The organism is Pseudomonas cremoricolorata DSM 17059 = NBRC 16634 (assembly GCF_000425745.1).
Lineage (GTDB): Bacteria > Pseudomonadota > Gammaproteobacteria > Pseudomonadales > Pseudomonadaceae > Aquipseudomonas > Aquipseudomonas cremoricolorata.
Genome location: NZ_AUEA01000011.1, coordinates 79422 through 105838 on the forward strand (window position 1 = coordinate 79422; position 26417 = coordinate 105838).

Here is a 26417-nt window from a genome sequence, read left to right on the forward strand (position 1 = left end):
TCAAGACTCGAACGCTCCATACGAAAAAACAGGCACGGCCCTTCGGGTTACGCGCCAAATCGCGCCATCCAGCGTTGAAGGACTTGAAAAGGGAATGACCCTTTCCTGCGTCCTTCGCCTCGGCTGGCACGATTTGGCGCGGTAACGCGGTTTGCGCTGAAACGGGAACAGCCCCTAGGCAGGCTTTGCTATCCTCGCCGGCATGACGACCTCACTCCCCCTCAGCCTGATCGCGGCGCTCGCCGAGAACCGCGTGATCGGCATCGACAATTCCATGCCCTGGCACCTGCCGGGGGACTTCAAGTACTTCAAGGCCAGCACCCTGGGCAAGCCGATCATCATGGGTCGCAAGACCTGGGATTCGCTGGGCCGGCCACTGCCGGGCCGCCTCAACCTGGTGGTCAGCCGCCAGCCGGGCCTGCAACTGCCCGGCGCCGAGGTGTTCGCCTCGCTTGCCCAGGCACACGCCCGCGCCGAGCAGTGGGCACACGAGCATGGCGTGGCAGAAGTGATGCTGATCGGCGGTGCGCAGCTCTATACCCAGGCCCTGGAGCAAGGCCTGGTCAGCCGCATGTACCTGACCCGCGTCGAGCTGTCGCCAGCGGGCGATGCCTGGTTCCCAAACTTCGATGAACGCCAGTGGCAACTCACCTCCAGCACCCCGCAAGCGCCCGAACGCGATGGGCCGGCGTATAACTTCGAGGTGTGGGATAAACGCTGAGCGTGAGGGTTGGCAGCACTGGAATCTCAATGAACAGCTTTTGAGGTAGATCCCATTCGCTGGCCGCAACGATCGCCAGGCTCTTGTACACCGACCGTCCAGGCGCCACCGACCGCGACTGTATCCGGCCGGAGCGCAGGTGTTCGAAGGGGCGTGCGCGCAGCGCACCCGAGGCGTAGCCGAGGACGCGAGGTGTTAGGGTTGCGCAGCAACCCTTGCCCGCGGCGCCCCGTAGAGCACCGGAGCGCAGGGGACCCGGAACGGAGCGAAGCGCAGTGCAGGGCCGGATAGTGGAGCATGGGGTTTTGCCTACTTTTTCCCGTGAGACGGACCTCCAAAAAGTAGGTCGCCGCCAGGCGAAACCGGGCCGTGAAGTAAACCCAGCATTCACAGGATATACCCCGGCCCAGCCGACCCAACCAATCAATCCACCCGCGACAAATCCCCCTTCAACGCAACCCCGGCAATCACCGCGCCAGCGTGGCATTCGTAGGTCTTGGCGTCCTTGCGCTCGTTCTTCTTGTAGAAGCTGACGATGTTGGTCACGGCGTTGGCGTTGGCCTGGCGGGCGGCGTCCTGCAGGGTCAGCAGGGCCGATTGCAGGGCCCATTCACAGGCGGCTTCGTCGGTCTTGTTGAAGGCGTTGGTCTTCTTGTTGGTGACCGAGCCTGCCCGCACCAGTGTGGTCTTGCCGCGCGGCTGCACGCCGGCCAGGTAGAACTTCACCGAGCCGTCGAGTTTCTTTTCCGCCAGCATTTGCTGGACCACTTTGTCGAACGGCAGGAACAGCGCGGTATCACGGGCCTGGCTGATGCCCGGCAGGGCGCAGAGCAGCAGGGCGGCGGAGGCGGTGAGGGTTTTCAGGCGCATGGAATCGATCCTTGAGTGGGTTGGACTTGCGGTTACTGCCAGCGACGGAAGATCAACGACGTGTTGACCCCGCCAAAGGCAAAGTTGTTGTTCATCACGAATTCGTGGCTCATGGTGCGCAGCTCACCGCTCAGGTAATCCAGCTCGCCGCAGCGCGGGTCGATGTGGTCGAGGTTGAGGGTGTGCACGTAGCGGTCGCTGTTGAGCATCTCGATGCTGAACCACGACTCCAGCGCGCCACAGGCGCCGAGGGTGTGGCCGAGAAAACTCTTCTGCGAACTGATCGGCATGCGCGCACCGAACAGGCTGTGGGTGGCCAGGGTTTCGGCGATGTCGCCCTGCTCGGTGGCCGTGCCGTGACCGTTGACGTAGCCAATCGCCTCGGGCGCCAGCTCGGCGTCCTCCAGGGCCAGTTCCATGGCCCGGCGCATGGTGGTCTGCTCGGGGCGGGTGGTGTGCTGGCCGTCGGCGTTGCTGCCGAAGCCGACGATCTCGGCATGGATGCGCGCGCCGCGGGCCAGGGCGTGGTCGAGGGCTTCGAGCACCAGCATGCCGCCGCCTTCACCGATCACCAGGCCATCGCGGCCACTGTCATAGGGGCGCGGGCTGAGGTGCGGGGTGTCGTTCTTGAGGCTGGTGGCGTACAGCGCGTCGAACACCATGGCCTCGGTCGGGCACAGCTCCTCGGCGCCGCCGGCGAGCATCATCGGCAGGCGACCGTACTTGATCGCCTCATAGGCGTAGCCGATGCCCTGGCTGCCGCTGGTGCAGGCGCTGGACGTGGGGATCAGGCGCCCGGTGAGGCCGAAGAAGATGCTGATGTTGGCCGCCGTGGTGTGCGGCATCATCCGCACGTAGGAATTGGCGTTCAGACCATCGGCCACCGAGTTCAGCAGCATGTTGCCGAAGGCCTTGATCTCGTCGGTGCTCCCGGTGGACGAGCCGCAGGCCACGCCCATGCGCCCGTCGCGGATGCTGGCATCGCCCAGCAGGCCGGCGTCGTCCAGCGCGCGCTCGGCCGCCGCCACCGCCAGGCGCGACACCCGGCCCATGCTGCGCAGCTGCTTGCGGGTCCAATGCCCCGGCACCTGGAAATCGTCGATAGGCCCGGCCAGGCGCGTGTTGAGTTCTTCGAAGCGGTTCCACTCATCCATGCGGCGGATGCCGCTGCGGTTGCTGGCGAAGTTGCCGACGATGGTCGCCCAGTCGCTACCCAAAGAGGTCAGCCCGGCCATGCCGGTGACTACCACGCGGCGCATCAGCACAGCCCCCCGTTGACCGCCAGCACCTGGCGGGTGATGTAGGCCGCTTCCGCCGACATCAGGAAATTCACCGCACCGGCCACTTCCTCGGCGGTGCCCAGGCGCTGCGCCGGGATCATCTTCAACAGCTCATCCACCGGCACGTGCTCGTCGAGCATGGCGGTGTCGATCAGCCCGGGGGCGACGCAGTTGACGGTGATGCGGCGCTTGCCCAGTTCGATGGCCAGGGCCTTGGCCGCACCGATCACGCCGGCCTTGGAGGCGCTGTAGTTGACCTGCCCACGGTTGCCGATCAGCCCCGAAACAGAGGTGATGCAGACGATCCGCCCCGGCGCGCGGCGGCGGATCATCGGCATCATCACCGGGTGCAGGACGTTGTAAAAACCGTCGAGGTTGGTGCGCATCACCTGGTCCCAGTCGTCGTCGGTCAGCGCCGGGAAGGCACCGTCGCGGGTCAGGCCGGCATTGCACACCACACCGTAGTAGGCGCCGTGGCGTTCGACATCCTCGTTCAGCGCGGCGGCGCAGGCGGCGCGATCAGCGACATCGAATTGCAGCACCCGCGCCTGGCGGCCAAGGGCGTGAATTTCAGCGGCGACCGCGTCGGCCTCCGCGCGCCCGTTGCGGCAGTGCAGCACCAGGTCGAAACCGGCCTGGGCCAGACGCAGGGCGATGGCCCGGCCAATGCCACGGCTGGAACCGGTGACCAGAATGGTGTCAGTCATGGGAAGACTCCTCAGGCCCGGCTTCGGCCAGATAGCTGGCCGCTTGCGGCGGACGGTAGACGTTCAGGCGCGCGCTGGCATGGATGCCGGCACCGCGCAGATGGCATTCGAACACGCCCATGCCGTTGTCATCCTGCAACGAGCGTTGGGCGTGGATGTGCAGTTCGGCGCCAGCGGGGAAGTGCTCGACATCGCACTCGAACTTGCGCGTGCCGATAAGAAAACCCAGCTCCACCGGCTGGCCGTTGGCGCGGGCATGACAACCGGCGTAGGCGGCGACGCTCTGCGCCATCAGCTCGATGCCGAGCCAGGCCGGCAGGCTGCCATCGGCGCGGTTGAACAGGCCCCCCGGACGGACCGTGGTGCGGATGTGGATCTGCTCCTCATCGAAGCGCTCGACCTGATCGATGAGGATCATGTCGCCCGCGTGGGGCAGCAGGTCGGCCATAGGCCAGGCAATCATGGGGTGTCTCCGAGAATCAGGCTGACGTTGTTGCCACCGAAGGCGAACGAGTTGCTCATCAGGTAGCGCGGGCCACTGGCCGGCAGGCGCTGGGTGCCATCGACCAGTGTCAGCGGCGGCAGCGCCGGGTCGCGCTGGCCGTCCCACAGGTGCGGCGGCAGCAGGCGCTCGGCGTTGTGCGGGCTGAGCGCCAGCCAGCAGAACGCCGCTTCCAGCGCCCCGGCAGCGCCCAAGGTGTGGCCGGTCATGGGTTTGCTCGACGAGCAGGCCAGCTCGGCGCCGAACAGACCGTGCACCGCCAGGCTTTCCATGGCGTCGTTGTGCAGTGTGGCGGTGCCGTGCAGGTTCAGGTAATCGATGTCGTGTGGGTGCAGGCCGGCACTGCGCAGCGCCTTGTCCATCGCCAAGCGCGCGCCGGTGCCTTGCGGGTCGGGGGCGGAAATGTGATGGGCATCGGAGCTGGCGCCGGCGCCGAGCAAGGCGATCCCTGGGCCGTCGCGGTTGGCCTCGCGGGTCATCAGGAACAGCGCGGCGCCTTCGCCGATGTTGATGCCGTCGCGGTTGGCGGAAAACGGTTTGCAGCGCTCGGCGCTGACCGCTTCCAGCGCGCTGAAGCCGTTCAGGGTCAGGCCGCACAGGCTGTCGACGCCGCCGCACAGCACCGCATCGCATAGCCCCAGGTCGAGCAGCCGACGGGCGCTGAGCAAGGCTCGCGCGCTGGAGGTGCAAGCAGTGGAAATCACATAGGCCGGGCCGCTCAGGTGCAGCCAGTCGGCGAGGAAGCTGGCCGGCGCGCTGAGTTCCTGCTGGGCGTAGTGGTAGTCGTCCGGGAAGTGCTGGGTATGCAGGTAGTGGGCGATGCCGGCACTGGCCTCGGCGATGCCCGAGGTGCTGGTGCCCAGCACCACCGCGACCCGCGCCGCGCCGAAGCGGGCGATGGCGTCGCGGATGGCCGGTTCGATCTGTAGCGCCGCGCAGTACAGCAACTGGTTGTTGCGGCTGTGTTGTTCGGGCAGCGGCACAGCCGGCAGCTCGCCGCTCACCGCGCCCACCGGCAGTACACGGTCTACGACCCAGCCGGCGCTGGGCTGCATGCCTGAGGCATCGCCGGCGAACAGGCGTCGGGCGACCTCCTGCTGGCCACGGCCCAGGGCGCAGACCAGTCCCAGCGCGTTGAGGTAGGCGGTCATGGCGTGTCCTCGGCGGGCAGCGGGCTGACGCGGTAATGCATGCCTTCGGCTAGGCTCAGGCGGAACCGCTGATCGCCCTCGTAATGCACCTGCCAACGCTGCTGCAATTGGCGTTGCTGGCCGTGCTGCTGCGCCTGTGGATAACGCTGCTGCAACTCGCTCGCCGGGGTCAGAGCGAACAGCACGGCGGCGAACAGTTCCCGCGCCGCCGGGTTCGGCGGCAACAGGCCATCGGCCTGCCACTGCTGGTCGTCGAGCACTTGCCGGGCCTGGGGAATGCCCAGCAGGTCGAGCAGCGACCAGCGCAGGCGCTGTTGCTCGCCCTGGATCACCAGCAGCCAGTCCTGGCGCTGGCCGTTCTGCTCACGCTCGACGTGCAACTGCTGCGGCAACTGCAACCGTGGCAATGCGGTCGGCAGCGGCGGGGCGCTGGCGCAGGCGCTCAGCAACAGGCACAGGGCCAGGCTCAGGACGATCCTCATGCCTGCTCCAGCGGCTTGCGCGCCACCACGTTGACCAGGGTTTCCTCACGCTGGCCCACCGGCGGCGGCCGGCGCAGGCCCAGGCGTTCGAGCAGGCCGAAGTCCTTGGCCCGGCTCCACCACAGGTACGGGTACGAGACATTGCGCGTGGTGAAGGTGAAACCCTGGCCACGCAGCATCTGCAAATAACCTTCGGCGCTTTTCTGCACATGCATGGGATGGCGGAACAGCCAGCGGATCACCCAGGTGTCGATATAGGCTTCGGTGGATTCGGCGAACAGCAGGTAGCCGCCCGGCTTGAGCACGCGGTAGAACTCGGCCAGCGCGCGTTCCTGTTCCACCAGATGGTGGAAGGTCTGGTGGCAGAAGAGGATGTCGACGCTGGCGTCGGCCAATTGCAGGTGCGCGCAATCACTGCCGCGCAGCTCCACCTCAAGGCCCAGACGCTGCGCCTCGGCGGCGCTCAGGGCCAGGCTGTGCGGGTCGGCATCGGTGCCCAGCAGCTTCGACGGGGCGAATACCCGTTGCAGGTGCTTGAACGATTTGCCCTGGCCGCAGCCGGCATCGAGCAGCACCGGCGCGGCCGGTGGTTCGCCGTCGAACAGGCTGCGCAGGTCGTCGATGGCGACGCGCAGCACATGGTGCTGCCAGGTATGGCTGCGCAGGAACCAGAAGCCGAAGCGGGTTTCCTCGACGTAGCTGTCGCTGAGAAACGGCGGCCGACTCATGACGCCTCCCGTGCACACAGCTCGGCCAGGGTGCGCAGGCGCCGGCGTGGCTCGGCGACGAAAGGGTTGTGTGCATCCCAGGCATAGCCGGCGAGGATCGAGCTGATCATGGCGCGGATTTCTGGCGAACTGCCGGGGTGGTAGATGACGTCCTGGAAGCTGCCGTCGTACCAGCCCTCGACATACACACGGAAGGTCTCGACGCCGCGCTTGAGCGGTTCGGCGAACTCGCTCTGCCAGTCCACGGCATCGCCTTGCAGCTGACGGTGCAGCAGGTTGGCGGCCATGCTCGCCGAGCGCATGGCGATGGTCACCCCTGAAGAAAACACCGGGTCGAGGAATTCGGCGGCGTTGCCCAGCAGCGCGAAGCCTGGGCCGTGCAAGGTTTTCACGTTGGCCGAATAACCACCGATGCTGCGCGCCGGGGTGTCCCACACGGCGTTGGCCAGCACCTTGCTCAGGCTTGGCGTTTGCGCGACGAAGTGCTTGAGGCATTCGTCCAGGTCGCCTGGCGCATCGGCGAAGCGTTCTGCCGCCGCGACCACGCCCAGGGACGTGCGGCCATTGCTGAAGGGGATGGTCCAGAACCAGATGTCGCGGTGCTGCGGATGGGTGGTGATGAGGATCTTGTCGCGGTCGAAACCGGGGTGCTCGATGCGGTCTTCGATGTGGGTGAACACCGCCTGGCGCACCGGGAAGCTCGACGGCGCTTCGAGGTCGAGCAGGCGCGGCAGCACGCGGCCATAGCCGCTGGCGTCGAGCACGAAACCGGCCTGCACGGTGTATTGGCTGCCATCGGGCCGGCGTACCTGCACCTTGGGCTGGGCACCGCTCATGTCGGCCTGGATGATTTCCTCTTCATAGCGGATCTCCACCCCCTGCGCTTGGGCCTGGTCGGCCAGCAGCTTGTCGAAGCGCGCGCGCTGCACCTGGAAGGTGCTGGGCTTGCCGGCGGTGAACTGCTCGCCGAAATCGAACGCCGAGTACTCCTCGCCCCAGGCGAACGCCGCGCCGTTCTTGAACTGAAAACCGGCGCTTTGCACGGCTTCGAGCATGCCTGCCTCTTCGACGAAATCCAGGCAGTGGGTCAGCAGGCTTTCACCAATGGAGAAGCGCGGGAAGCGCTGGCGCTCGATCACCAGCACATCATGGCCTTTGCGCTTGAGCAGGGCGGCGGCGATGGCGCCGGACGGGCCGGCGCCGATCACCAGCACCTGGCGTTGTTGCAGTTCAGTAGTCGACATGCGGCCTCCTGGCCGTCGCAGCAGTGTTCAAGGGAAGTCGGTGCAGGCCCGCCAGTGCGGGCATCAGCGTCGCGACTAGGCTCATCAGCAATAGCGCCAGATACAACGACGGGCTGATCAACCGCTCGGTGAGCAGCAAATTGAGGAAAACGATTTCGCTCAGGCCGCGAATGTTCAGCAGCAGGCTTTCCCGCCAGCGGCTGGCGCCGGGGAACGACGCGCCGGCCCAGCGCAGGCCAAGCCAGTTGCCGAGCAGCTTGCTGATGATCGGCAAGGCCAGCAGTGCTGCCCAGTGCCAGGCGTTCAGGCCGGGCAGCGCGTCTTGCAGGTCGACCTGCAAGACGCCGTAGCTGAGGATCACCGGCACCGCGAAATACTGCTGCGCAGCCTTGCTCCAGCGCGCTGACAGCGGCACTTGCACGCCCAGTTTCAGCCAGGTCAGGCAGCCCAGATACGCCATGGCCAGCAGCAGCGCGTTGAGGTGGTAGTGCTCGGCGCCGAACAGCAAGGCGATGAACAGCGCGCCGTAGGCTTTCGCCGCGCGCACGCCGAGGGCATACAGCGGCAGCGGGGCCAGTGCGCCGAGCAAGGGCAAGAGCAGGCTGGTCGGTTGCAGGCTGCCTTTGCCCAGACCGAGCAGCAGCCAGCACAGCAGGTCAATGAGGATCGCCGCCTGCAACAGCCGGCGGCTGGCCGCGGGTGGGTAATCGATGGCGCGCAGGTACAGGTACAGCACCGGAATCGCGGTGATGGCGAACACCAGCCCCAAGGCCAGCGCACTCAGCCCGCTCAACCCCAGCAGCCACACTGCACAGGCCAGGCCGCAGACGAAAGGCACCAGGAAGCTGGGCAGCGCCAGCTTGAACGCGGCGCGCTCCGGGCGCAGCTCCAGCACGTCGCTGAGAATCGCTGCCAGCAGTAGGGCGAAGGCTGCGCCGTACACGGTCTTGACCCAAGTGGGCGCGGTCAGCGCGGCGCCTTCGAAATGCGCCGACCACTCACCGAGCCCGTGCATAGCCAGCGGCAACAGCGCGGCCAGCAGTAACTGACTGACGATGGCGATCAGCCCCAGGCGTTTGCCCAGCGCGGCGGCCGCAGCGTAGACCAGCAGGATCAGTGCCCAGGCGCCGAGAATGCTCATGCCGATGCCTTCCCTTCAGATGAGGCCGACGCTTCATCGTTCGGCGAGGCCGCCCACGGCGCGAGCAGGAAGCTGAACACCAGGCCAAGGCTGACCGCCAGGCCGAAGTTGCTCACCGCAGGCGTGCTCGACAGCGCCAGCAGGCCGAACGACAGCCAGGTGGTCAATGCCGCCAGCAGGGTGCCGAGCAGGCTCACCGCGGCGCCGCCGATGCGTTCGCGCATAAGAATCGCGTAATCGACGCTGATGGCCGTCACCAGCAGCAGGCCGAACAGGCTGAACAACGTCAGCGGCTGCCCCAGCCAGCCCAGGCAGGCCAGGCTGCACAGCGCAGCGAGCAGCGGCAGCGCCACCAGGCGCAGCGCGCCGCCGAAACCGAACGGCACGATCAGCAGCAACAGAATCAGCGCGCATGACAGCAGCTTGAGTTCGGCGGCGCTCAGCTGCGTCGCGGCGAACAGCCGGTTGAGGTCACCCAGGCGATCGACCAGTTGCACGCCCGGCTGGTCCTCGGCGAGCAGGCCGAGCAAGGCGACATCGCCGAGGCCCTGCAGGCTGATCACCGCCGCCACGCCATTGCCGTCCTGGCCCAGCCAGAGCGGACGCCAGGCCTCACCGAGCGGGCCAGCCAGCACGTGGTCGATGTCGAGCAGCGGCAGTTTTTGCAGCTGTTGCACCTCGGCATCCAACGCCGCTGGCGGCACGCCGATATCGAGCAAGGGCTGCCAATGCTGCGCCAGCTGCGCAACAGCGGCCTGCATCTGCTGTTGCGCCGGCTCGCTGGCGAGCAGTTGGCTGATGCTCATGTAGCCCTTGAGCTTGCCCAGTGCCACCAGTTCGTCGAGCTTGCCCGACAGCGCCTGCAAGCGCTCCAGCAGTTGTGTCTGATCGTCGCCGCGCACCAGGTAGAACTGGCTGGTCGGCTGGTAACCGGTGATGCGCGCCACTGCCTGGGCTTCTTCGAGCAACTGCGGCGGGCTGCCCACCCATTGGCGAATGTCGTTGCGGCTGTGCAGTTGCCACAGCCCGGCTGCGCTGAAGGCCAGCAGCAGGCCCAGCAGCACGGCGCTTGGCACCACCCGCAGCAGGCGTTCGCGCAGCCCGGTGAGGCGTTCAGCCAGGCGCAGCGGCCAGGCCGCCGGTTGCAGTTCGACGCGCCCGAGCAGCGCCGGCAGCAGGCACACCGCGCTCAGGTAGGCGCCGACCAGCCCTGCGGCGGAGAAGGCGGCGATCTGCGTCAGCGCAGGGAATGGGGTGAAGGCCAGGGCCAGGTAGCCGATGCAACTGGTCGCCAGGCTCAGGCTCAGGCCGGGCCAGGTCAGCCGCACCGCGCTCCAGCTGCGCCATGGGCGCAGGCTCCAGCTTTTCGACAGGTAGTGCAGCGGGTAGTCCACCGCGACGCCGATCAGGCTCGACCCCAGCACCAGGGTCATCACGTGCATCTTGCCGAACAGCGCCACGCAGGCCACCGCCCCGAAGAGCATGCCCACCAGTACCGGCACGAAGGCCAGCAGCGCCTGCCAGCGACGAAACGCCAGCAGCAGCATCAGCAAAATGCCCAACGTCGCGCCACCGCCGACCCAGGTGATTTCCTGGGTGGCCTGACGCTGACCATGGGCGGCGTGCAGCAGGCCGCTGGCGGCATACAGCTGCGCCCCCGCCTGCGCGGCTTCTGCGCGGCTGGCATCGAGCAGGTCGGCGACCTGCAACGGCAGCTGCATGTCGAAGGCATTGCCTTGGGTGCGGGCGCGCAGCAGCACCCATTGCTTGCCCTCGGCCTCGGCCACCAGTGCGCCGCTGGCGGTGTCCAGTTGCACATTGGCCGGGCGCGGCTGGCTGTTCTGGATCAGTCCGGTCAGGCCTAGCCAGTCGTCCTGGTTGGGCACCAGGCTGAAGCCAGCGAAGGGGTCGTACAGCCGCTCCAGGCGCTGCTCGATGAACGCCTGGGGTTGCTCGAGCAGCTGTTGCCGGTCGGCGGCCGAGAGCAGCGCCACCCGGCCTTGCAGCAACTGCGTGCGCAAGGCTGAAAGGTCAGTCTGCAAGCTCCACTGCACCTTCTCGAACAAGCCGCTGGCCTGCCATCGTTTGGCCAGTCGCTCGCTCAGGGCCAGGGCCTGGCTGCGCTCGGCGTGGCCGACCAGCACCAGCAGCTCACGGTTGAGCGGTTCCTGCATGCGCTGTTCGGCGCGCTGCACCAGCGGGTCGTGGCTGTCGCCGGGCACCAGGGTCATGAGGTCAGCCGATACCGGCGCGCCTGCGTGCCACTGCCAGGCAGCCGCGCCCAGCACCGCCAGCAGCAGAATCAGGAACAGGCGTGGCAGCAGGCGTTCACTGGGCAAAGTCGCTGCGCTCCGCGTCGCTGAGTACGGCTTCGCCGTGGCTTTCCGGCAAGCGCAGCACGGTGCTGTCGCCTTGGGTTTCGTGCAGTTCGATGCGCTGCACGTAGGCGCCACCGTCGATGTCGATGGCGCTGAACACCTGCTTGAGCAGCAGCGAACGCGGGGTCAGGTGCAGTTGCCAGCGCTCGGCATCGCCACTCAGGCGCAGCTCGAAGTCGCGTTGCAGGCCGCTGCTGTCGCCTTGCAGCACAGCGAAGAACAGGCGGTTCTGCTCGGCCCCGGCGCTGCGCCCGGGCAGGCGTTGCCAGCCGCTGGCGTCACGTCGGGCGATGCCCTCGGCGTCGATGCGGTAGTCCTGGCGCAGCGGTGTCTGCAACAGCCACAGCAGGCCGTGGTCACGGGCCAGCACGAAGCGGCCCTTGCTCAGCAGCGGCTGGGGCAGAGCGCGCAGGTGTTTTTCCTGAATGAACGGGCCCTTCACCACTGCCGGGGCGCTTAATTGCCGTTGCAGGTCAGCGAGGTCGAAGGCCAGCGCCCAGGGGCTGGCCAGCAGCAGCGCGACGGCAGCGAGGCTGCGTAGCAGGCGGCTCATGGCAGCACCTTGGCGACGGCGTCGAGCAGCACCTGCGGCGAGGCCAGCTGCATCTCGCCGCTGTCGATGTGCACCGCCACCTGCACGGTGCTGGCGCGAGTCATGCGCTCGCCGGTGTCGGCATCGCTGATCAGGTAGTGAATCTTCAGGCGGTTCTCCCATTCCACCAGGCTGGCGCGCACGTTGAGGCGCTGGCCGAAGGTGGCGCCACGGATGTAGCGCAGTTGCAGGTCGATCACCGGCCAGCCATAACCGCTGTCGCGCATGGCCGTGTAGTTGTGTTCGAGGCGGTCGAGCAGGGCGCAGCGCGCGACCTCCAGGTATTTGACGTAATGCCCGTGCCAGACGATGTGCATGCTGTCGACATCGAAGAACGGCACGACCATCTCGCAGTCGATGTGGAATACCCCGGCATTACGCATGCAGCCTCCAGTGGCGTGCGCCGATACGTTGCAGGCACAGGCGCAGCTCAGCTTCCAGGGCGCGGTCTTGGATCACTGGGGCGAAGTCGCCCAGCAGCGTTTCGTGCATTTGCGCCAGGGCCGGCGGCAACGGCGTGGCGTCGGCCTGGCGGCTGCGCAGCCACACGCCCTGGTTGGCCGCAATCAGGGTGGCGGCGGCCACCTGCTCGGTCAGCTCCAGCACGCGCAAGGCATCGCGCGCGGCGATGGTGCCCATGCTGACTTTGTCCTGGTTGTGGCATTCGGTGGAGCGCGAGAACACGCTGGCCGGCATGGTCAGCTTGAGCGCCTCTGCGGTCCAGGCACTGGTGCCGATCTGCACTGCCTTGAAGCCGTGGTTGATCATCGCCGTGGCGGCGGGCGCGCCCGAGAGATTGCTCGGCAGGCCGTGGTTGTAGCGGGTGTCGACCAGCAGCGCCAACTGTCGGTCGAGCAGGTCGGCGACGTTGGCGACCAAGGTCTTGAGGCTGTCCATGGCGAAGGCGATGTGCCCACCGTAGAAATGCCCGCCATGCAGCACCCGCTCGGCGTCGCCGTCGATGATCGGGTTGTCGTTGGCGCTGTTGAGTTCGGTTTCGATGAACCCGCGCAGCCAGCCCAGGCTGTCGGCCAGCACGCCCAGCACGTGCGGCGCGCAGCGCAGCGAATAGCGGTCTTGCAGGCGGTGCAGGGGCGGCAGCGGCGCGTCGATCGCCAGGTCCTGGCGCAGCCAGGCGGCGACCTGGGTCTGGCCGGGATGCGGCTTGGCGGCGAACAGGCGCTCGTCGAAGTGTTCCGGGTTGCCTTGCAGGGCGATGACGTTGAGCGCGGTGATGCGCGTGGCCAGTTGCAGCAGGTAGTCGGCGCGGGCGAAGGCCAGGCAGGCCAGGCCGGTCATCACCGCGGTGCCGTTCATCAACGCCAGGGCTTCCTTGGGCCGCAGGCGCAGTGGCTGCCAGCCCAGTTGCTGGTGAACCTCAGCACTGCTGCGCCGCTCGCCCTGGTACAGCACCTCGCGCTCGCCCGACAGCGTCGCGGCGACGTACGACAGCGGGGTCAGGTCGCCACTGGCGCCCACCGAGCCTTCTTCCGGAATCAGCGGCAGGATGTCGTGGGCGAGAAACGCCTGCAGGCGTTCCAGCAGCTCCATGCGCACACCGGACACGCCGTGGCTCAGCGAGCGCAAGCGCGCGGCCAGCACGGCGCGGGTAGCCGGGGCGTCGAGCAAGCGACCCAGGCCGCAGCCGTGGAAGGTGTACAGATGCTGCGGCAAGGCCTCGACCTGCTCCAGTGGCACCGCCACCACGCAGGAATCGCCGTAACCGGTGGTGACGCCGTAGATCACCCCTTCCTTGTCCAGCAGGGTGTCGAGAAAGCGCGCGCCGCGGGCAATGCGTTCGCGGTAGGCAGGGTCGTCCTGCACCTGCGTGCTGGCCTGGCGCTGGGCCACGGCCACTACGTCTTCGATTGCCAGCGGCGATTCGCCGAACACTACGGCTTCAGGGGCGTGCGTCGTCATCGGAGTTCCAGAAGGGGTAGAAGTTGAACCACTGCAGGGGCGCCTGCTCGCAGTAATGGCCCAGGCGCTGGGCATAACGCGCCGCCCACTCGGCGATCACCTGATCGCGCTGGCTGCGGCGCCACTGCACGCGCTCGGCGAACGCCTCCAGGGTGACCCGGTAGCGCCCTTGGTGTTTGGTACAGAACAACAGATTCAGCGGGCAGCCCAGCAGCCCGGCGAGCAGCCACGGCCCCTGCGGGAACGCCGCCGGCTGGCCGAGAAAATCCACCTGCACCGTGCGCCCGCCATGCAGCGGCACGCGGTCGCCGGCAATTGCCAGCCACTCGCCACGCTCGAGGCGTTCGGACAGTTGCAGCATCACCGCCGGGTCCAGCTCGCTGACCTGAATCAGCCGCAGGTTGGTCGCCCCGGCTTCGCCGAGCAGGCGGTTGAAGCGCTCGGCGTGGCGGGTGTGCACCAGCACGTTCATGGTCACCTGCTCGCCCAGCTCGGCCAGGGCGCGGCACACCTCGAGGTTGCCCAGGTGCGCGCCGACCAGCATCTGGCCACGGGCGCCGCGCAGTTGCGTGCGCAGGTTGGCCGGGTCGTGAATGTCGATGTCTTGCAGGCGCAGCTTGCCGTTCCACACGTCGAGCTTGTCCAGCAGTGCCTCGGCAAAGGCCATGAACTGGCCGAACACCCGGCGCAGGTTCGGCGCCGGCGTGCGGCCCGCGCTGTGCTGGTGCAGGCGTTGCTGGTATTGCCGGGCGCTGCGCCGGGCACGGCCGCCGAACAGGAAGAAGTAGCCGACGATGACGTGGATCACCGGGCTCAGCACCCGCCGGCCGAGCAGGCGCACCAGGGTCGCGGTGAGCTTCATCAGCCAGAAGCTGCCGCGTTCCTGGTGCTCGGCCCAGTGCTGGGGTTCGCTCATCTTCGCCACCGCCGCCAGAGGATGCTTGGGGCGCGCAGCAACATGCCGCAGAACAGCTTGGCGTGCATGGCCGAGATCAGCGCGTTGTCGTGCACCAGACGAAAATGCGACAGGCCATCCTGCGGGTAATGCACGCGGGTCGGCAGCCAGCGCATCGGCTGCTCGCGCCAGGCCAGGCGCACCAGGATTTCCGGGTCGAAGTCCATGCGCTTGCCGAGCCGCACCTGGTCGATCAAGGCCAGGGTCGGCGGCAGCGGATAAACCCGAAAGCCACACATCGAATCGGGAATCTGCAACGACAGGCAGTTGATCCACACCCACACATGGGTCAGGTAGCGGGCATACAGGCGGCCCTTGGGGACGCTGGCGTCGTACTGCGGGTAACCGCAGATCAGCGCCTGCGGCGCAGCGCGCGAGGCATCGAGGAAGCGGCTGACATCGCCCAGGTCGTGCTGGCCGTCGGCATCCACCTGCAAGGCATGGCTGAAGCCCAGCCGCGCCGCTTCGCGCAACCCGGCCATCACCGCGCCGCCCTTGCCTTGGTTGGCGGTCAGCTCGACGCGGTACACATCATGCCGCTGCTCCAGCTCGCGCAACACCCGGGCGCAGGCCGGGCCACTGGCATCGTCCACCAGCACGCAGGGCAGGCCGGCGCGTAGCAGGTCATCGACCACCGCGCCCACCGCATGCTCGTGGTTGTACACCGGAATCACCGCACAGGGCTTATGCACAGGCGGCCTCCAGCACGATGCGCCCGCTCGAGCAGGCGCGCCCGTCGCAGGTGTAGGTGAAGTACAGCTTGCTGCGCTGGGCGTCGAAACGCAGCGCCAGCTCCAGCTCATCGCCCGGGCGCACCAGTTGCTGGAACTTCAGCACCTCCATGCCGGCGAAGCGCTGCGCCTCGGGCAGCAGTGGCGCGGCCAGGGCGATGGCCCAGTCGATCTGCACCACCCCCGGCAGCACCGGGCTTTGTGGGAAGTGCCCGGTGAAGCAGGCCAGATCTGCCGAAACCGCCAGGCGCAGGTTGAGCTGTTCGGCGTCGCGCTGCTGCTCGAGCACCTCCGGGGCCATGCCGCGCGGCGCCTGCACGATGGCCTGCAAGGCGGCCTGGGGCAGCTTGCCCTGGGCGCTGTAGGGCAGCTGGCGCAGCAGGCGCCAGCGTCGGGGCAGGGCGATGGCTTCGCAGTGTCCACTTAGATGCTCGCGCAGGGTCGCCAGCAGTGCGCGGCGTCCGCCATTGCGCAGGGCGTGCAAGCCCGCCGGGCTCAGTACCAGCAGCGCCGCCAGGCTGGCGCGCCCGCCTTCGAGCATCAGCAGGCGCGCTTCGCTGACCCACGGGTGGCTGTCCAGCGCCTGTTCCAGCAGCGGCAGCGAGATGCGTTTTTCTTCCAGCTTGACGATGCGGTCGAGCCGGCCAAGCAGGCGGAACCGGCCATCGCTGGCGATTTCGGCGGCATCGGCGCTGTGCTCGAGGTGCCCGGCTGGCAGATACGCCGAGGCAATCTGCAGCGCGCCGTCTGGCCCCAGGCTCAGTCGCACATCGGCGAAGGGCTGCCACAGCGCGTCGTCCTGGCGCCAGGCGATGCCACCGGTTTCCGAGCTGCCGAGAATTTCCAGCGGCCATTGCCCCAGGCGCTGATGCAACTGCTCGGCGGCGGCCAGCGGCAGCTCCCCACCAGAGGAAAACACCGCGCGCACCGGGCGAAGTGCCGGCCAGTCGAGGTTCTCGCCCATGCGCTTGAGCAGCGCCGGGCTGGCTACCCAGGCGAAGGCTGCGTGGGCGCGGCTGGCGCGCTGCAAGTCCTCGGGGAACGGCCACTGGCGGCGTTCGAAGCCGCGCCCGGCGCACAGCGGCCAGAGCACGCGGAACAAAAGGCCATAGATGTGCTGGGTGGCGACGCTGCCGATGATCCAGGCATCGCCCAAACGCTCGCCCCACAGTCGCTCCAGCGCTTCGACTTCGTTGTGCAACTGGCTCAACTGTTTGTCGATGCGCTTGGCTTCGCCGCTGGAACCTGAGGTGCACAGGCTGATGCGGCAGCGCTCCAGGTCAAGGTCGGCAGGCGACAAGGGCGCAGCGCTGAGGCTGGCGAGGTTGGCATCACCCGGCAGGTCGGTGAGCCACAGGTCGACCTGGTCGGCCCAGCGGCTGCGGGTGTGCGGTTGCAGGTCGGCCGGCAGCAGCACCTCGACCCCGGCGCGCCAGGCGCCGAGCAAAGCGATGGCCAGCTGCGCGGCGTCGTCCAGGTGCAGCGCCAGACGGCGGATGCCGCGTTGTTGCAGGCCGCCAGCCAGGCGCAGGGCCTGTTGGCACAGCTCGGCGTGGTCCAGCGATGGTTGTTCGGTGACCTGGCGCGGCGCATCCAGCGGGCGCAGCAGGTGATGAAGCGGGATCCAGCTCATGGGCGTCCTCGCACACGTTGTCTGATCAGCCATTCGCCAGCGAACAGCAGGCCCATCGCGGCATAGGCGATCAGGCCGTTGTACAGGGTCCACCAGGTCAGCGGTGCCCACAGCGTGAGGGCGGCGGCGATCAGCCCGTTGAGCAGGAAAAACCCGCTCCACACCTGGGTCACCTGGCGGGTATAGCGCACCGCTCGCGGCGGCAGGTCGGGGTCGCGCAGGCGCGCCAGGCGCTCGGCCACCGGCATGCCGCGCAGCAGGCTGGCACCGAACAGGGCGAGCATGAAGGCGCTGATCAGCACCGGGTACCAGCGCAGCACCTGGGCGCTGTCGGACAGCCCCAGCACTGCGCAGAAGCCCAGCGCCACCACCGCAGTGCGCGCCGTGCCGGTGCGCTGGCGCAAGGTCAGCAGCCGCGCCAGCCACAGGCCGCCGAGCAGCACGGCGAATTGCCAGGGGGCGAAGTGCGCCATGCCGAAATGCACGGCGAACGGATACAGCACCCCGGCCAGCACCAGGCCCAGGCCAATCAGGCGTTTCATGCCGGCGGGTTGACCAGGCGGTACACCGCCTCGACCACGTCGTTGACGGTGCGCACCGACTTGAACTCGTCAGCGGCGATCTTCTTGCCGGTCTGGCGCTTGATGTGGTCGATCAGGTCGACGGCGTCGATGCTGTCGATTTCCAGGTCCTGGTAAAGGTTCGAGTCCAGGCTGATACGCGCCGGGTCCAGTTCGAACAGCTCGACCAGGGCGTCGCGCAGGATGTTGAAGATGTCTTCACGGGTTTGCATGGTGCGGTCTCAGGCGGCCTGACGGGCAGTGACGAACGCCGCCAGGCTGGCGACGTTGGCGAAATGGCTACGGGTGTCCTTGGCATCGGCGTCGATCTTGATGCCGTAGCGTTTCTGGATCGCCAGCCCCAGCTCCAGCGCATCCACCGAGTCCAGGCCCAGGCCCTCGCCGAACAGGGTCTGCTGGTCATCGATGTCGTGCACGCTGATGTCTTCCAGGCCCAGTGCGTCGATGATCAGTTGCTTGAGGTCACGGTTGAGGTCTTGCTGTGCTTCGCTCATGGTCGGCGAGCTCCTTGATGTAGTGCTGGTGCAGAAAATCGTTGAGTTTGCGCGACGCCTGCGGCGCCGGGCCGAGGGCCGCGAAGGCGTGTGGGTCGATGTCCTCGCCCACGCGCAGGCGAAACTGCACGCGGCGCGGCGGAATGCGGTACCAGGGTTCGTTCTTGGTCAGCGTGGTGGGGCTGACGCTGATGGTCACCGGGGTGATGACGCGCGCGCCGCGCAGGGCGATGGCCGCCGCACCACGGTGGAAGGTGGGCGTCTGCCCGGGCGGGGTGCGCGTGCCTTCGGGGAAGATGATCAGCGCCTGGCCTTGTTGCAGCGCGGCCACAGCGGCGTCGAGCATTTCCATGCTGCCATCGTTGCGGATGTACTGCGCCTCGCGCAGCGGCGCGCGGGTGAACGGGTTGCTGAACAGACTGTGCTTGACCACGCAGTTGGCATGGCGCACCAGGCCGAGCAGAAACACCACATCGATCAGCGAAGGGTGGTTGGCGATGATCACCTGACCCGGTCGGCCGAGGCGCTCGGCGCCATCGATCTGGTAGGTGAGCACGCCACAGCCGCGCATGAAGCGCACGAAGCACCAGAACAGCCAGCCGATGGTCTGCCGCGCCCGCTGACGGTGGCGCTCGGCGTCGCCCGGCAGGCACGCCAGTAGGGGGAAGACCACCAGGCGCAGGCCCAGCCCGCCAAGACCGAACAGGCAAAAGCTCAGGGCGGTGGCCAGCAGCCGCCAGTAGTAGGCATTTCGCGAGCGCTTCACGGCTGTCGCTGCCAGGTCCATGTGCGCTGCTTCCAGGTGTGGGTGAGGGTGGCCTGGCGGGTCAGCGATGCGCGCAGCCAGCTCAGGGCGTGGGGCGTCGTCTGGCCGCTGACGGCGCTGGCAGGGGCTGCGCTTGGGCGCAGTTGCCATTGCTCGCCGGGGGTGATCAACAAGCCCAGGGCATAGGCGAAGGGCACGTCGTCGATACGCGGGCGGTAGGCCTCGGGTGGCTGCTCTTCGGCAACGATCAGCAACACCGCCGCAGCGCCATCGTGCAGCAGCCCGGCGGCTTCCAGCAGGCCTTGTTCGAAACCATCGCCGGCAGCGGCCAAAGCGGTCATCTCGCTGGTTTCGCCGCGCATGATCGACCACAGGCCAATCACCGCGTTATGCACCGAGAGGCTGAACTGGGTCGGTGACAACGGCTGACCTTCTGCCAGTTCGCAGAGGATCGAGAACGTGCGCGGCGTTTCCCCATGGCGTGAGACGAACACCAGCGGCAGCGCCTGCAACCCTTCGGCCAGCGGCCAGCCCACGGCGAAGGCCATGCGCGCCAGGTGGCTGAGGCGACGACGCTGCAAGGCCGGCAGGAAGGAAACATCGGGCGCCGCATCGGCCTCGGCACTGACTGTTTCGCCCACCGCCCAACGCTGCCATTGGTCAGGCGTCTGTAGGCCGGGGGCCCAGGCACGCCATTGGCTGATATCGAAGGTGATCACGATTTATATACTTCCCGCCTCAGGGACTTCCTTGCCGTGGGGATGACTCGGAACAACGACCTGACAGGGTTGGCGCATTGATGAGTGGCGCGCATTATCCCGGTGACGAGGGTGTCTAGCAAATACTGGTTACATAATCGCCATCAGACTCTAGACCCGGTGGCTAGTGCCAAAAGTTGAAGTTTTTGTAGGCGTTTTCCGACGGATGGCGCGCGGAATTCACTTGCATCTGGGATTTTTTCCCATTGACCGACACTGGTAATGCAACAGAGGCCACCACATACTCGCTGTTCGATCACAGACGGAGGTCTCACATGCGGCGCGTGGTGTTCAATCAGAAAGGCGGCGTCGGCAAGTCCAGCATCGCCTGCAACCTGGCGGCGGTCAGCGCCAACGAAGGCTATCGAACGCTGCTGATCGACCTCGATGCCCAGGCCAACTCCACCCAGTACCTCACCGGCCTCACGGGCGACGACATTCCCGTGGGCATCGCCGATTTCTTCAAGCAGAGCCTGGCCGGGGGGCCGGTGGCGAAGAAGAACAAGATCGATATCTTCGAGACGCCATTCGACAACCTGCACGTGATCACCGCCAGTGCCGAGCTGGCCGATCTGCAGCCCAAGCTCGAGGCGAAACACAAGATCAACAAGCTGCGCAAACTGCTCGACAGCCTCGACGAAGACTACGAACGCATCTACATCGACACCCCGCCGGCACTGAACTTCTACGCCGTGTCGGCCTTGATCGGTGCCGACCGGGTGCTGATTCCATTCGACTGCGACAGCTTCTCGCGCCAGGCCCTGTACGGCCTGCTGGCGGAAATCGAAGAGCTCAAGGAAGACCATAACCCGGCGCTCGAGGTCGAAGGCATCGTGGTCAACCAGTTCCAGTCCCGCGCCAGCCTGCCGCAGCAGATGCTCGACGAACTGATCGCCGAAGGCCTGCCGGTCCTGCCGGTGTACCTCGCCAGCTCGGTGAAGATGCGCGAATCCCACCACGCCAACCTGCCGCTGATCCACCTCGATCCGAAGCACAAGCTGAGTCAGCAGTTCGTGGAGTTGCATGATGTGCTGGAGCGGGCCTAGTGGTTGTAGAGTTTTTGGCTGGGATGGCGGTAAATCTGTAAGTGCCATTTGGGTTTTCAGGCCCGGTTTCGCCTGGCGGCGACCTACTTTTGACGGGGGACAAAAGTAGGCAAAACCCCCATGCTCCACTAGCCGGCCCTGCACTGCGCTTCGCTCCGTTCCGGGTCCCCTGCGCTCCGGTGCTCTACGGGGCTGCGCGGGCAAGGGTTGCTGCGCAACCCTAACACCTCGCGTCCTCGGCTGCGCCTCGGGTGCGCTGCGCGCACGCCCCTTCGAGCACCTACGCTCCGGCCGGCTACAGTCGCGGTCGGTGGCGCCTGGACGCTTGGTGTAAAAATATCTTCTCCAAGGCTTTTGATGTTTCAGCGAAACCTGAAGGGTCGTGGTTACTTTTTCGTTGAGGATCTCAAGCTTGGGGCTTGGAGCTATGAAAGGCCGGTCTCGGATCGACTGCGATGAAACCGGGGAAATGGAGAGCAAGGTAGATGTGGAGACAATCAATGAATGTTAAGCCCATTCGTAATGACGATGGTCTGAAGCTGGCCCTCCAACGGTTGGAGAGTATTTTTCAGGCCGGGCCAGGAACGCCGCAAGCCGATGAGATGGAGACTCTGGTGACGCTGATCGAGGTCTACGAATCCACGCATTACCCAATCCCGCCGGCAGATCCAGTTGAGCGGGCGGGTGTCTGAGGTCTTCAATCCTGAGTCTGAGCATGATCAAGCGTCTGCACGAGGGACTTCGTATTCCCTACAAATCGCTACTGGCCGGAGCGTGAGCACAACCGTTCGGCCTACCCCGCTAACCCGCCTCTGCATCCACCCCTGCAACCACGGCGCGCCGATCTGGCGCGCCGTTGAACATCACGACGAACAGCTGATCTCCAGATGCTTGCCCCACTCCGGTGGGCGTTCGGCATAGGCCTGCATGCCCGGCTGCTCTTCGAAAGGGCGGCTGAGCACCTGGTGCAGTTCGCGGACTTTGCTGTAGTCGCCGGCTTCGGCCGCTTCGATGGCCTGTTGCGCCAGATAGTTGCGCAGGATGTACAGCGGGTTGACCGCGTGCATGCGCTCGCGGCGGCCTTGTGCGTTGTTCGGCTCGCGGGCGCAGCGGGCGCGGTAGCGTTCGCTCCACTGGTCGAAGGCGGCGAGGTCGATGAAGTCGTCGCGCACCACCTGCAAGGCCGCGTCCAGCGGCTGCTCGCCCAGGTGACGGAAAAACAGCGTGTAGTCCACCGCGCCGCGCTGCATGCACTGCAGCAGTTGCTCGACCAGCGCCAGGTCGTCGTCTTCGGCCGTGGTCAGGCCCAGGCGGCGGCGCATCAGGTCGAGGTAGTGCGCCTGGTACAGCGGCAGGAACAGCTCCAGTGCGGCTTTGAGATCATCGACTGCGATGAAAGGGGTCAATGCCTGGGCCAGCGCGCTGAGGTTCCAGTGCGCCACCGGCACTTGGTTGCTGTAGCTGTAGCGGCCACGGTCGTCGGAATGGTTGCAGATGAAGTTGGCGTCGAAGTCATCGAGAAACGCGTAGGGGCCAAAATCGAAGGTGATGCCCAGGATCGACATGTTGTCGGTGTTCATCACGCCGTGGCAGAAGCCATAGGCCTGCCAGCGGGCGATGAGTTCGGCATTGCGCTCGACGGTGCTGCGGAACATGGCCAGGTAAGGCGCTTCGGCTTCGCGGCAGTCGGGGTAGTGGTGCGCGAGCACATAGTCGAGCAATTGCTGAGCCTGCTCGGGCTGCTTGGTGTAGTAGAAATATTCGAAATGGCCGAAGCGCACATGGCTCTGGGCCAGGCGCACGAGCATGGCGGCGCGCTCCTGGCGTTCGCGCCAGACCACTGTGCTCGAGCCGATCACGCACAGCGCCCGGCTACTGGGAATGCCCAGCGCGTGCAACGCCTCGGAGCCGAGGAACTCGCGAATCGATGAACGCAGCACCGCGCGGCCATCGCCCATGCGCGAGAACGGCGTCTGCCCAGCGCCCTTGAGGTGCAAGTCCCAATGCTCGCCGGCCTGGTTGATCACCTCGCCCAGCAACAGGCCGCGACCATCGCCCAGGCGCGGCGTGTAGCCGCCGAACTGATGCCCGGAATACACCATCGCCCGCGGCTCGGCGCCCTCCCACAGCTTGTGCCCGCTGAACAGCTCAGTGAAGACCGGCAGTTCGGCCTGCGCCGGGTCGAGATCGAGCAGCGCCATGGCTGCCGGGCTTGCCACCACCAGACGTGGCTCGTCGATGGGGTCAGGCAGAACTTCGACGGCAAAGGCATCGCCCAGGCGAGCGAAGCGGGTGTCGAAGTGCAGTTGGTCGAGGGCTTTCACAGGCATGGGATCAACTCGCGATGGACTGTAGGGGCGAGTTTACTCGCGCTGGCGTGCAAAGCACGCCCAATCCAGACGGTCGCGACTTGCCGCAGCGACGGACCGTCCGCTCCTACGGGAGTGGGGATTGCGGCGACTCCACCCCAATCATCTGCTGCCGCCCCCCCTTGGCATCCATCAGGAACACCTCGACCTGGCGCACGGAAATCTTGATGCCGTGTTCCTTGAAGGCGCGGTCGATGTAGCGGTTGACCTCATCGAGCGTCGGGTTGCGGTCGCCCAGGTCGCGTACGTGCATGCGCAGTTCGTGCTCCAGGGTTTCGCCGAAATTGAGGAAGTACACAAGCGGCTCCGGGTCTTTGAGCACCCGTGGGTTTTCATGGGCGCCCTTGAGCAGCAGTTCGCGCACCAGGTCGAGGTCCGAGCCGTAGTCGATGCCGAGCTTGAGGGTGACGCGGGTGATGGTGTCGGTCAGCGACCAGTTGATCAACTGGCCGGTGATGAAGGTCTTGTTGGGGACGATGATGTCCTTGCGGTCGAAGTCGGTGATGGTGGTGGCGCGGATGCGGATCTTGCTCACCGTGCCCGACAGGTTGCCGATGGTGATGGTGTCGCCGATACGCACTGGGCGCTCGAACAGGATCATGATGCCGGAAATGAAGTTGGCGAAGATCTCCTGCATGCCGAAACCCAGACCCAGCGACAGCGCGGCCACCAGCCATTGCAGCTTGTCCCAACTGACCCCAAGGGTCGCCAGGGTGCTGACGATACCGACCCCGGCGATGACGTACGACAGCAGCGTGGTAATGGCATAGGCGCTGCCCTGGGCCAGATTCAGGCGCGACAGCACCAGCACTTCCAGAAGGCCTGGCAGGTTGCTGGCCAGGGCGACGGTGATACCGGCGATTACCAGCGCACCGAGCAGGTCGCCCAGGCTGATCGGCACCATGCTCGCCGCCGCACCGGTGCCGCTGGTGTACTCGTAGAGGGTGAAGTTGTTCAGGTAGGAGAACACGCTGAGCAGGTCCGACCAGACCCAGTACAGCCCCGCGAGGAAGCCGCCGAGCAGCGCCAGGCGAATCAGCCGCAGCGACTGCTGGTTGACCTGCTCGATGTCCAGAGTCGGCTCTTCGATGACCACTTCACCTTCAAGCCCTTCCTTGTTCGCCTGGCGTTTGCTGATCGCCCGTTGATAGGCCAGGCGCCGCGCCGCCACCGACAGCCCGCGCATGAACGCAGCCTCGATGACCAGCCAGAACAGCAGCAGGTACAAGGTGTAGATCAGGCGGTCGGTGAGCTTGAGCGCGGTGTAGTAGTAGCCGAAGCACACCGCCACGAACAAGGCGATGGGCAGCGCGGTGAACGCCACCCCCACGGCCTTGCGAAACAGCGAGGTGTCGCGGTGCGCCGGGCTGCTCAAAAGCAGCCGGCTCAGCAGCAGCGCCATCAGCGCGTAGCAGGTGAGCACCACGGCGATGCCGAATACATCGTCGGCCAGCGCCGAAGGCTGGTGCTCGGCCACCGCCACCACGCCGACCAGCGCCAGCACCACGGTGCCCAGCCGGCGCACCCAGCCGCGCAGGAACTGCACCTGCGGCTTGTGCCAACGGAAATGCACCTCGGCGACGCCGCCTGGGGAAAGAATCCGGTAGGCGGTGTAGAACACCAGCCAGGCCTGGGCCAGTTGCCACAGCGCCGCGCCGAGGTTGGCGTTCTGCCCGCGGGCATCGATCTGCAAGGCGTAGCTGCACAGCGCCAGGCCCAGGCTGAGCGGCATGGCCAGAAGAATGTTGATCAGGATCGCGTTGGGCGTGTGCCACTGGCTGTCGCGCTTGAAGTGGCCAATGTCCTGGTGGATGTCGTTGATTCGCTCGTACAGGTAGGTGCGGCGCCACAGCAGGCCGCCGATCACCAGCAGCAGTGGCAGGAACAGCAGCGGGTGCTGGGCCAGGCCATCGGCCAGCTCGGTAATGCCCGAGACCCACGGCAGTCCGGCGATCTGCTCGACGAAGCGCTCTGGCGCGTAGCGCAGCCACTCCAGGTCGATGGCCTTGTTGCTGGGAATCCAGAACATCTGCTCTTCGAGGGTGGTGCGCAGGTTCTGCGCGGTGCTGAGCAGTTGCTTCTGGTTCAGCTGCAGGGTGATCGATTCATTGAGCAGCGACGACAGCTCGCGGTTGAGTCGCTCGAGCAGATCGCTGCGGGTGATCGCCACTTCCAGCAGGGCTTTGCGCAGGGCCGGGGTGACGTCCTGCTCGGGTCGCTCGGCCAGCAGCTTGTCGACGTAGGCGCTGGGCGTGCTCATCTGTTCGCGCTGCTGGTTGACCTCGAACTGGTACAGGCGAATGTCGGCGATCTGGTCGGCCAGGTCGCGGTCGAGTTTCAGGTGCGGCAGTGCCTGCTTCTGCTGATAGAGAATCTTCGACAGCAGCAGGCTGCCCTTGAGCACGTTGATCTGCTCGTCGAGGGCCTGGTCGGCCTGGGTCACGCTGTCGAGCTGCTGGCGCGCGCGCAGGTTCTGCTGGGTCAGCTCGTTGAGGCGGTCAGTGCTCTTGAGCAGGTAGTCAGAAAGTTCGAGGTTGGCCGCGCTCTCGCTGGCCAGCAGCGTGCTGCCGCCGGCCTTCTGCGCCTCCAGCGATTGCTGGGTGACGGTCTGCTGCGACTGCGCCAGGCGCTTGCTGTTGATCAGCGTTTGCAGGTCTTGGATTTCCTGCTCCTGGCGCGTGGCCTTTTCGATCAGCAGGTCGTGGCGGGCGTTGCCGAGGTCTTGCAGCAGGCCATTGCCGGCCAGTTCCTGGCGGCGCAGCTGGGTCAGCGCGGCGAGCGAGGCCAGCTCGGCATTGAGCTGGTTGCGTTGATCGGCGCTGAGGGTCTTGCCGTTGTCCTTGCCCTGCTTGAGGGTGCTGTTGATCTGCTGGGTGCGGTTCTGGCTGTTGCTGATCTCGGCCTGCGCCCGCTCTGGGCGGGTCTGCGAATTGATGATCAGGCTATTGGCTTCCGACAGCGCCTTTTGCAGGTCGCCCTGCTGGGTGCTGCGTTCGCTGAGCATCTGTTCGAGCTGGGCCACGCTGAGGCTGGCGTAGCGTTCGGCGACCGGAGCCGCTTTGCTGTCCTTGAGCTTGGCCAGTTCCTGCTGGCTGTCGCGGATTTCCCTGGGCGCATCGCTCAGCTGCTGCTTCAGCGCTTCGAGCTTTTGCTGGTTGTCATCCCGGCTGTCGAGCCACGACAGGGTTTTTTCCAGCAGTTGCTGCAAGGCCTTCTGATCGGCCTCGGGCAGCTTGCGGTCGGCGATCTTGTCGAGGCTTTCTTGCACGCTGGCGGTGCCGGGGGCTTCGGCTGCCACCACCACCAGCGATAGGGACAGGCACAGCCCGAGCAGGGCTGTGCGCAAGGCACGGAGGAACATAGGCAGA

25 protein-coding genes and 1 pseudogene are annotated in these 26417 nt (G+C 66.4%); 3 read left to right on the forward strand and 23 right to left on the reverse strand.

Annotation, left to right across the window (positions count from 1 at the left end; translation table 11 throughout):
- The first annotated feature begins 202 nt into the window (after positions 1-202).
- Positions 203-721 (forward strand): dihydrofolate reductase, encoded by a 519-nt coding sequence (locus H618_RS0114045; protein WP_028695662.1) that lies wholly within the window; start codon positions 203-205, stop codon positions 719-721.
- Between the two features lie 423 nt (positions 722-1144).
- Here H618_RS0114045 and H618_RS0114050 read toward each other — a convergent pair whose 3' ends face one another.
- From H618_RS0114050 to H618_RS0114150, 21 genes are read right to left on the reverse strand one after another with little or no spacing between them, the layout of a single operon-like run.
- Positions 1145-1591 carry a hypothetical protein gene (locus H618_RS0114050; RefSeq protein WP_028695663.1) on the reverse strand — a complete coding sequence of 149 codons (447 nt, stop codon included), beginning with the start codon at positions 1589-1591 and terminating at the stop codon, positions 1145-1147.
- A gap of 32 nt (positions 1592-1623) precedes the next feature.
- Positions 1624-2850 (reverse strand): beta-ketoacyl-ACP synthase, encoded by a 1227-nt coding sequence (locus H618_RS0114055; protein WP_028695664.1) that lies wholly within the window; start codon positions 2848-2850, stop codon positions 1624-1626.
- Positions 2850-3578, reverse strand: coding sequence for a 3-oxoacyl-ACP reductase FabG (fabG, locus tag H618_RS0114060; RefSeq protein ID WP_028695665.1), 729 nt, complete (start codon positions 3576-3578; stop codon positions 2850-2852). Before fabG ends, H618_RS0114055 begins: the two co-directional genes overlap by 1 nt.
- Positions 3571-4041 carry a hotdog family protein gene (locus tag H618_RS0114065; protein ID WP_028695666.1) on the reverse strand — a complete coding sequence of 157 codons (471 nt, stop codon included), beginning with the start codon at positions 4039-4041 and terminating at the stop codon, positions 3571-3573. Before H618_RS0114065 ends, fabG begins: the two co-directional genes overlap by 8 nt.
- Positions 4038-5231, reverse strand: coding sequence for a beta-ketoacyl-[acyl-carrier-protein] synthase family protein (locus H618_RS0114070; protein WP_028695667.1), 1194 nt, complete (start codon positions 5229-5231; stop codon positions 4038-4040). Before H618_RS0114070 ends, H618_RS0114065 begins: the two co-directional genes overlap by 4 nt.
- On the reverse strand, positions 5228-5713 hold the full coding sequence (locus H618_RS0114075) for a DUF3261 domain-containing protein (RefSeq protein ID WP_028695668.1): 486 nt from the start codon (positions 5711-5713) through the stop codon (positions 5228-5230). Before H618_RS0114075 ends, H618_RS0114070 begins: the two co-directional genes overlap by 4 nt.
- Positions 5710-6441: a class I SAM-dependent methyltransferase gene (locus H618_RS0114080; protein ID WP_028695669.1), complete on the reverse strand. Its 732-nt coding sequence runs from the start codon at positions 6439-6441 to the stop codon at positions 5710-5712. Before H618_RS0114080 ends, H618_RS0114075 begins: the two co-directional genes overlap by 4 nt.
- Positions 6438-7685 (reverse strand): NAD(P)/FAD-dependent oxidoreductase, encoded by a 1248-nt coding sequence (locus H618_RS0114085; RefSeq protein WP_028695670.1) that lies wholly within the window; start codon positions 7683-7685, stop codon positions 6438-6440. The genes H618_RS0114080 and H618_RS0114085 overlap by 4 nt, the downstream gene beginning before the upstream one ends.
- Entirely contained in the window at positions 7672-8826 is a 1155-nt protein-coding gene (locus tag H618_RS0114090; protein ID WP_028695671.1) for a hypothetical protein, read from the reverse strand. The genes H618_RS0114085 and H618_RS0114090 overlap by 14 nt, the downstream gene beginning before the upstream one ends.
- A complete protein-coding gene (locus H618_RS0114095) occupies positions 8823-11165 on the reverse strand; it encodes an MMPL family transporter (protein ID WP_028695672.1) in 2343 nt (780 codons plus the stop codon). Before H618_RS0114095 ends, H618_RS0114090 begins: the two co-directional genes overlap by 4 nt.
- Positions 11155-11757: an outer membrane lipoprotein carrier protein LolA gene (locus H618_RS0114100; RefSeq protein WP_028695673.1), complete on the reverse strand. Its 603-nt coding sequence runs from the start codon at positions 11755-11757 to the stop codon at positions 11155-11157. Before H618_RS0114100 ends, H618_RS0114095 begins: the two co-directional genes overlap by 11 nt.
- Positions 11754-12179, reverse strand: a complete 426-nt coding sequence (locus tag H618_RS0114105; protein ID WP_028695674.1) for an acyl-CoA thioesterase — start codon at positions 12177-12179, stop codon at positions 11754-11756. Before H618_RS0114105 ends, H618_RS0114100 begins: the two co-directional genes overlap by 4 nt.
- The gene (locus H618_RS0114110) at positions 12172-13716 is read right to left on the reverse strand and encodes an HAL/PAL/TAL family ammonia-lyase (RefSeq protein WP_028695675.1); all 1545 of its coding nucleotides are present in this window, start codon (positions 13714-13716) and stop codon (positions 12172-12174) included. The genes H618_RS0114105 and H618_RS0114110 overlap by 8 nt, the downstream gene beginning before the upstream one ends.
- Entirely contained in the window at positions 13697-14632 is a 936-nt protein-coding gene (locus tag H618_RS0114115) for a lysophospholipid acyltransferase family protein (protein WP_028695676.1), read from the reverse strand. Before H618_RS0114115 ends, H618_RS0114110 begins: the two co-directional genes overlap by 20 nt.
- The gene (locus H618_RS0114120) at positions 14629-15363 is read right to left on the reverse strand and encodes a glycosyltransferase family 2 protein (RefSeq protein WP_028695677.1); all 735 of its coding nucleotides are present in this window, start codon (positions 15361-15363) and stop codon (positions 14629-14631) included. Before H618_RS0114120 ends, H618_RS0114115 begins: the two co-directional genes overlap by 4 nt.
- The gene (locus H618_RS0114125; RefSeq protein ID WP_028695678.1) at positions 15356-17035 is read right to left on the reverse strand and encodes an ApeI family dehydratase; all 1680 of its coding nucleotides are present in this window, start codon (positions 17033-17035) and stop codon (positions 15356-15358) included. The genes H618_RS0114120 and H618_RS0114125 overlap by 8 nt, the downstream gene beginning before the upstream one ends.
- Positions 17032-17577, reverse strand: coding sequence for a COG4648 family protein (locus H618_RS0114130; RefSeq protein WP_028695679.1), 546 nt, complete (start codon positions 17575-17577; stop codon positions 17032-17034). Before H618_RS0114130 ends, H618_RS0114125 begins: the two co-directional genes overlap by 4 nt.
- Complete coding sequence (locus H618_RS0114135; protein WP_028695680.1) at positions 17574-17828, reverse strand: acyl carrier protein; 255 nt, start codon at positions 17826-17828, stop codon at positions 17574-17576. Before H618_RS0114135 ends, H618_RS0114130 begins: the two co-directional genes overlap by 4 nt.
- Before the next feature lie 9 nt (positions 17829-17837).
- Entirely contained in the window at positions 17838-18110 is a 273-nt protein-coding gene (locus tag H618_RS0114140) for a phosphopantetheine-binding protein (RefSeq protein ID WP_028695681.1), read from the reverse strand.
- Entirely contained in the window at positions 18079-18897 is an 819-nt protein-coding gene (locus H618_RS0114145; protein ID WP_028695682.1) for a lysophospholipid acyltransferase family protein, read from the reverse strand. The genes H618_RS0114140 and H618_RS0114145 overlap by 32 nt, the downstream gene beginning before the upstream one ends.
- A complete protein-coding gene (locus tag H618_RS0114150) occupies positions 18873-19595 on the reverse strand; it encodes a beta-ketoacyl synthase chain length factor (RefSeq protein WP_028695683.1) in 723 nt (240 codons plus the stop codon). The genes H618_RS0114145 and H618_RS0114150 overlap by 25 nt, the downstream gene beginning before the upstream one ends.
- A gap of 314 nt (positions 19596-19909) precedes the next feature.
- On the opposite strand from H618_RS0114150, the gene H618_RS0114155 reads away from it, so the two are divergent.
- Positions 19910-20680: a ParA family protein gene (locus H618_RS0114155; protein ID WP_028695684.1), complete on the forward strand. Its 771-nt coding sequence runs from the start codon at positions 19910-19912 to the stop codon at positions 20678-20680.
- Positions 20681-21180: 500 nt separating this feature from the next.
- A pseudogene (locus H618_RS21725) lies at positions 21181-21458 on the forward strand (helix-turn-helix domain-containing protein).
- 85 nt (positions 21459-21543) lie between these two features.
- Here the strand turns inward: H618_RS21725 and selO are convergent.
- A complete protein-coding gene (gene selO, locus H618_RS0114165; RefSeq protein ID WP_028695685.1) occupies positions 21544-23004 on the reverse strand; it encodes a protein adenylyltransferase SelO in 1461 nt (486 codons plus the stop codon).
- Positions 23005-23116: 112 nt separating this feature from the next.
- Positions 23117-26410 carry a mechanosensitive channel MscK gene (mscK, locus tag H618_RS0114170; protein ID WP_028695686.1) on the reverse strand — a complete coding sequence of 1098 codons (3294 nt, stop codon included), beginning with the start codon at positions 26408-26410 and terminating at the stop codon, positions 23117-23119.
- Positions 26411-26417: the final 7 nt, after the last annotated feature.

What these genes read in the sequence shown, in the direction of transcription:
- H618_RS0114045 (WP_028695662.1), top strand. Translation starts at nt 203, where the DNA reads ATGACGACCTCACTCCCCCTCAGCCTGATCGCGGCGCTCGCCGAGAAC.
- mscK (WP_028695686.1), bottom strand. Translation starts at nt 26,410, where the DNA reads ATGTTCCTCCGTGCCTTGCGCACAGCCCTGCTCGGGCTGTGCCTGTCC.
- H618_RS0114085 (WP_028695670.1), bottom strand. Translation starts at nt 7,685, where the DNA reads ATGTCGACTACTGAACTGCAACAACGCCAGGTGCTGGTGATCGGCGCC.
- H618_RS0114070 (WP_028695667.1), bottom strand. Translation starts at nt 5,231, where the DNA reads ATGACCGCCTACCTCAACGCGCTGGGACTGGTCTGCGCCCTGGGCCGT.
- H618_RS0114075 (WP_028695668.1), bottom strand. Translation starts at nt 5,713, where the DNA reads ATGAGGATCGTCCTGAGCCTGGCCCTGTGCCTGTTGCTGAGCGCCTGC.
- H618_RS0114130 (WP_028695679.1), bottom strand. Translation starts at nt 17,577, where the DNA reads ATGAAACGCCTGATTGGCCTGGGCCTGGTGCTGGCCGGGGTGCTGTAT.
- H618_RS0114140 (WP_028695681.1), bottom strand. Translation starts at nt 18,110, where the DNA reads ATGAGCGAAGCACAGCAAGACCTCAACCGTGACCTCAAGCAACTGATC.
- H618_RS0114080 (WP_028695669.1), bottom strand. Translation starts at nt 6,441, where the DNA reads ATGAGTCGGCCGCCGTTTCTCAGCGACAGCTACGTCGAGGAAACCCGC.
- H618_RS0114055 (WP_028695664.1), bottom strand. Translation starts at nt 2,850, where the DNA reads ATGCGCCGCGTGGTAGTCACCGGCATGGCCGGGCTGACCTCTTTGGGT.
- H618_RS0114100 (WP_028695673.1), bottom strand. Translation starts at nt 11,757, where the DNA reads ATGAGCCGCCTGCTACGCAGCCTCGCTGCCGTCGCGCTGCTGCTGGCC.
- H618_RS0114135 (WP_028695680.1), bottom strand. Translation starts at nt 17,828, where the DNA reads ATGCAAACCCGTGAAGACATCTTCAACATCCTGCGCGACGCCCTGGTC.
- H618_RS0114105 (WP_028695674.1), bottom strand. Translation starts at nt 12,179, where the DNA reads ATGCGTAATGCCGGGGTATTCCACATCGACTGCGAGATGGTCGTGCCG.
- H618_RS0114050 (WP_028695663.1), bottom strand. Translation starts at nt 1,591, where the DNA reads ATGCGCCTGAAAACCCTCACCGCCTCCGCCGCCCTGCTGCTCTGCGCC.
- H618_RS0114155 (WP_028695684.1), top strand. Translation starts at nt 19,910, where the DNA reads ATGCGGCGCGTGGTGTTCAATCAGAAAGGCGGCGTCGGCAAGTCCAGC.
- H618_RS0114090 (WP_028695671.1), bottom strand. Translation starts at nt 8,826, where the DNA reads ATGAGCATTCTCGGCGCCTGGGCACTGATCCTGCTGGTCTACGCTGCG.
- H618_RS0114065 (WP_028695666.1), bottom strand. Translation starts at nt 4,041, where the DNA reads ATGATTGCCTGGCCTATGGCCGACCTGCTGCCCCACGCGGGCGACATG.
- H618_RS0114110 (WP_028695675.1), bottom strand. Translation starts at nt 13,716, where the DNA reads ATGACGACGCACGCCCCTGAAGCCGTAGTGTTCGGCGAATCGCCGCTG.
- H618_RS0114125 (WP_028695678.1), bottom strand. Translation starts at nt 17,035, where the DNA reads ATGAGCTGGATCCCGCTTCATCACCTGCTGCGCCCGCTGGATGCGCCG.
- H618_RS0114115 (WP_028695676.1), bottom strand. Translation starts at nt 14,632, where the DNA reads ATGAGCGAACCCCAGCACTGGGCCGAGCACCAGGAACGCGGCAGCTTC.
- fabG (WP_028695665.1), bottom strand. Translation starts at nt 3,578, where the DNA reads ATGACTGACACCATTCTGGTCACCGGTTCCAGCCGTGGCATTGGCCGG.
- H618_RS0114145 (WP_028695682.1), bottom strand. Translation starts at nt 18,897, where the DNA reads ATGGACCTGGCAGCGACAGCCGTGAAGCGCTCGCGAAATGCCTACTAC.